A 6097-nucleotide genomic window follows, 5' to 3' on the forward strand; every position below is an offset into this window, starting at 1 on the left:
GTTCTAACTAGTGGCAATGCATCTTTTTGTTTAGCAGATTCTGTAATCTATATCCATTTTAGTAATTATTTGTATCATTCTCTCGATACAGGAAAAACATGGAATGTTATACATGATTTTAAATATGAAAACTCAGACACCTACAATAACTTACCTCTCAGTCCTATTAGTTGCATCAATAAGGATACTTTATTTGTAGTCTGGAAAGGGACTTCATATAGATCTATTGATGCAGGCGTGTCGTGGCAAACGTATTCAGCCATTCCTGATTTTGCGACGAATAGTTATATGGGAAGAATAATACAAAAGGATGGAGTTTTATACTGGGACAAATCTGGCAACTTACTAAAGAGTACAGACAGAGGAAACACCTGGAAATATGCTCTTAAATCTGACACAGCCAAAGGATATTATGGAAAGCCCCAGATAATAAGCAAAGATACAATTATAATAGCTTCAGGGTCTGACAATTCCTGGATCTCTTCCTTTCTATTGTGTAGCTATAATGGCGGGAATACGTGGTTTGTAAAAACACCTGGCAATAATTTTAAATTCACTAAACCAGGATATGTATATTTTACAGACTCAAAGACCGGATATTATTTTACAAAGGATATCAATTACAAGTCAAAAGATGGAGGAATAACCTGGTATATTATTTCCTCTTTAAATTTAGGTCAGCAATGTTATTTCCTAAATAATAAAATCGGTTTTACTTATGGCAACAAAGACCTGATTTATAAAACTGTCACATCGGGACAAACACCTTTAACAGTAAAGGTTACTGATCTTTTCAGGCCACAGACTAAATACGTTTATATAAGTTATCAACTATTCAGTCAAACAAATGATCCTGCAATGACCATAAAAAAAGAATATTCTCTGGACAATGGTCTAACCTGGAAAAACGCCTCTATTTCTCTTGACAAAGAAGTTTATCCTATTTCATCTACATACAATGGTGCGGGAAGTGCATATCACTTTTATTGGAACAGTGCAAAAGATGTAACAGGAAGCTCTTCTGCCTTATTCAGGGTTACACCTATCGGAAAAGATTCTGCAGGGGTATCGGATACGATTAATTTTAATATAGACAGATCAAAGGAATTTATTGTATTAGGAAATGAAGGTGATGAAAGAGGATTTGATATAAGTGCCACCACCGATGGTGGACAGGTTATGCTGTCTTATGCTACCTATGATGTCAGGCTGTATAAACTAAATAAGTTTCAAGAGCTCGAATGGGAAAGGAATTATGATTCATTGAGATTTGGATTTGTTGAAGCTGGCTTTCCTGATGGCATTATAATGAGTGGTGAAAGTATGTCAGGAAAAGGTTATATCTATAAACTAAAGAATAACGGGACGCTTGAATGGATAAGAGGTACAGGCAATGGTACTATATACGATATCACAAAGGGCCATAATAGCGGCTTTGTGGGAACTGGTATTAACGAAACACGCGATTCTTTAATAGTAATGGCTTTCAACAATGAAGGGAAAACATTATGGAAAAATTCAATAAAAGTTTTAAATGGCAACTTAAAAGGATCAGGGTATGGAATTGAAGACTACAAACAAACAATAATCCCTGCAAATGATTCTTGCTATGTTATTTCAGGAACATACTTTTCTTCAGATAAGCCAAAAATGTTTATAACAAAAATCAGTCATGATGGGAAGGTTGTATGGATGAAAGAAGATGAACTTCGGGCATATGAATTTTTCAATCATTCCGTGCAGGCTACTAAGAATAATGAGTATGTCATTGCTGGAAGCCGTGCATCCACAAATAGTTCTTACCTTCATCTTATGAAGTTTGACATAAATGGAAATTTGCTATATTCTACAACCCCTATGGGAATTGTGGTTGATAATTATATTGAGACCTTTGACATGAAAAGGACTTTAGACGATGGCTTTTTAATCGCCGGTACACATTCCAGCCCTCAACCTAACAGTTCAATAACTTTGCGATATATCCTGCTTGTAAAATTAAATTCAAAAGGTGAATATCAGTGGTCCAAAACCTATCCTGCCGGAAGACAAGATGTAGCTTATGCAATTTCCGAAACCAGAAATAACAAATATTGTATTGTAGGCAAAACCAATGGATTTGGTATCGGTGATTATTTTATGGATCCAAATGCAACCAGCTCCACAAGTTGTAATTTAATCCTTTTCACAGTCGATCAAAATGGCAATTATGTTTCTGACTTTTCAAATATGGATCAAATACCAGTATGCAAAGAAAGCGATACCTTATACATAACCTCAAAGCAACCCGTAGAGCATTGGTTGCCTGCAGAAGACTTTTCAACTATTGAGATTACAAAAGGAAACCTTCCTTCTGGTTTAATATTGGATAATTCTTCAGGAAAGATTGCTGGAACAACAGCTTACATAGGAGAATGTGAATTGACTTTAAAAGCATTAAATTCCTTTGGATATGATCTGATAAACCTATTGATCATTGCCAATACTTCCACATCAATCTCAGAACAGAAAAAGTCTGGTTTTAACTTTTATCCTAATCCGGCATCCGAGAACATTACCATTGTTAACTCAAATGGTGGAAATATAAAATCTATTAAACTAACAGATAATTTGGGAAAAGTTGTAATGTCTCACTCTGTTGAAACCTCCGGAAGCATAGATGTATCGTTATCTCATATTCCATCTGGTATATATTTACTACAGGTAATAACAGCAGATGACCTTTTTACTCAAAAAATTTCAATCAAATAATAAAGCCTTTATACACTTCTTCCCCGGCCGGTGGCGCACCGGCCGGAATCTTGAATAATGGTCTACACTTAATTTTAACTTAAGAACAATTCGAGTTAGCCTCATTTGGAAAGCTTTCGGTCTGTGAGCCATAGACCGAGGAATAGAATTACATAATTCTTAATTAAAGTAAATTAGCAACAGTTTGAGCAACAGCAAGACTATTGCTGGAATATTTTGTTGCTGTTGCTCAAACTGTTGCTCTCTTTTTCCATTATTACTTCTCTTTTATATAGCAGGGAAAACTATTTTTTACTTATCTCATCACTAAGTTGACGGCCTCCTCCCCGGCCGGTGGCGCACCGGCCGGGATCTTGAATAATGGTCTACACTTAATTTTAAGTATGGAACATTTCAGGTTTAGCACATTGGGAAAGCTTTCGGTCTGTGCGACACAGACCGAGGAATAGCCTTTATACTATTGGGTTGAAGTCTAGTTTGGCTTCAATCCAATAGCCCCCGATAGTCCTCACTTGCAGCAAGGATTTTCGAGAATACGAGTGCATCGCTATTCTTTCATAATATAAAAAGAAATTTAATTATCACAACTCAATACTTATCACCACCTGACAATGATTTAGGATCGCGGTCAATATTCCAAGACCTATTTACCTATTACTGATGGAGTTCTAATGATACTTGAATTGGTAGATAATATCCCCGTTTCTTTAATTGGGCTCAGGGATTTTATTTAAGATTTAAGAAATAAAAGTTTGTAGTAGTCCTAAATACTTCTGATACAGCACACTAAAAAATGTTGCCAGTTATAGCTTCGATAAGATTTGAGGATCATTTCAAAATTCGATATTTTGGCAGGAATAAATCTTTTTACAAATTGAAATTAAAGTATATCCTAATATTCCTCTTCTGCTTCTCTTCAAATTTAATTTTTGGGCAAAAAGAAAGAGTAACTTCTATTTACCTTAAACATAATAATTTAAATACCTCTCTGATTGAAGAACGTTCTTATGACCATCAGTACAGACTTGTAAGAGTAGTTAAGTACCATTACAATTCTTACGGTCAGAACTGTCTCGACAGTGCATATTATCATGAAACAACAACTTACGAATATGATGTAAATGGAGAGCTGGTCAATGAATCCAAATATCATGGGGACAAACTGTACAGGCAAATTGTTAAATTAAATGATCACAATTCATCCATCACTAAAAGAATCAATTACTTCACTGAAAGGGAATCCAAAAATGGAAAGATAGTTAATACACCAAAGACTAATACAGCCATCCTCGAATGGGTAAAATTTGAGAAAGGGAAAATAACGGAAAAGAGAGTGTATCCTGACCCGGACAATTCTACAAGGTATCTTCAGGAAAACTGGACTTATAAAGGGCCGCGATTACAACAATATACCATTCAAAATCAACTATCAGACGGAATCTTTAAATCAGATTACCTGATCTCTTCAAATGAAAAAATGACCATAAACTACAGGGTTGATCGCGACAGCATGCCTGAAAGGATTGAAATCAGTCATCAATACGATGAAGCGGATCCCCATATTAATAGTATTGAACATTTTGACTTGGAAGGAAGGCTGGTTGAGAAAGAGGAGTTTGGAAGGTACTTATCATATACAACCCATGAAAGATATTATTATGAAAAAGACAGATATGGATATTCGAACCGAACATTCCGGATAATGGATGAACAGATTGACGACATGAGTTGCGGCGATATAGAGGTCGGTCATAAACCTTCCGATTATGAATGGATCATTTATAATATAGATACCTCTTATTCCATTATCAACAGGGAAAAGAATTTTGATTATCCTGTCTTTGAACACAGTAAGTATTATACAATTGGCTATAAAGATCCGGAAGAATCGTTCAGTTATATATATAAAAATAAAGATTCTATTTTATTCTCAAATACTATATTAAGAGAGGAGAAACAAGAGTATGATAAGGAGAAAAAGGTACTTCGTTTAATTACCTATGGACAGGAAACCGATAACTCATGTAAGCATTCCTATGGAAAAATTTTAGAAACAGTGATCGACTCTCTTAAAAAAACTAAAACCAGAATAATCTATCACAATCCAGAATACGATAAGCGCCATTTGATAGAGACCAAATATATTCTTGACTGGTCTACAGAAAAAGACATCAGAAAAGAAGAGTACAGTCCTTTTACAGGGAAAATCAATCTTATCACTGTTTATGGTTATAATAAAAACGGAGAGCTGATCTCCGAGAAAGACTCTATTGCAACAAATCAAAAAAGACGAACTGTTCAGCATGAATATATGGCTGGTCGTCTGAAATCCAGTAAAACCAATATCAAAGATAAATCTGACATACTAGAGCAATTTGAGTATGCTCCGGATGGAAGTTTAAAAAAATCTGAAAAGATAACCACCTATAAGAAAGACGGTGAACAGTATGGTGATTTTACAATCTATGAACCCGACGGGAGCTATACTAAGATTTATATAAGTCATCTGCAAAGGCCTTCTCACGAAAGGGATTCATCCGTTGTTAAATACAATACTAAATTAAAAGTTGTGGAAGAAAGGAAATATTCTAAAACCATACTTTTTAGGGGTTACTTTGATGAATATAATGAACGTGGACAACTTACCAGAAGTTACAATGAAGAAAAAGATATGGACATTCATCTTATCTATAATAAAGCAGGAAGGCTTGTACAAAAGAAAATATATCGCACAGGAGATGCGGTAGACCTTATCAAAAAGAAAATAAATAATACTGATAATCCATATCTGCTAAGATCTGACGAAGTATATATTTATAATTTTTCACCTGCAATAATGGAGACATACAAACACTTTTCAGTGAACAAAAAGAAAGATTAAAGCTCCTATTCTCTTCTCCCCTGCCGGTGGCGCACTGGACGGAATCTTGAATAATGGTCCACACTTAATTTTAACTTAAGAACAATTCGAGTTAGCCTCATTTGGAAAGCTTTTGGTCTGTGAGCCACAGACCGAGGAATATATTCTTTTTGATGATGCTGTGTACTTATATAAAGCAAGTCTAATAACCAATTGTAAAGCCGTGAGTAGTCTTTTATGATAGATAGCTTAAGTATTTTTGATCTGCTCATCATTGTATGACTTAATTTATGTAGACTTATGTCTCTTTGGGTCTCAGCTTGTAAAAGCTTTAATATTGACCAATTGAGCATTATCCATAGTAGCTTGATAAGTATTATACATTCCAGACGCATTGAGTTCATTGAGTGAATATTATTTACCTTTAAAATACTTTTCCAGGTTTTAAAAATTAACTCCTCCTCCCCGGCCGGTGGCGCACCGGCCGGA

General features: G+C 35.0%; 2 protein-coding genes. Both read left to right on the forward strand.

Annotated elements, in window-relative coordinates; genetic code table 11:
• On the forward strand, nt 1-2748 hold a 2748-nt coding region (locus J7604_RS25995), incomplete at its 5' end, for a T9SS type A sorting domain-containing protein (RefSeq protein WP_293903228.1).
• Between the two features lie 874 nt (nt 2749-3622).
• Nucleotides 3623-5629: a hypothetical protein gene (locus J7604_RS26000; RefSeq protein WP_293903231.1), complete on the forward strand. Its 2007-nt coding sequence runs from the start codon at nt 3623-3625 to the stop codon at nt 5627-5629.
• Nucleotides 5630-6097: the final 468 nt, after the last annotated feature.

Origin of the sequence: Sporocytophaga sp. (assembly GCF_017745095.1) — a bacterium.
Classification (GTDB): Bacteria; Bacteroidota; Bacteroidia; order Cytophagales; family Cytophagaceae; genus Sporocytophaga.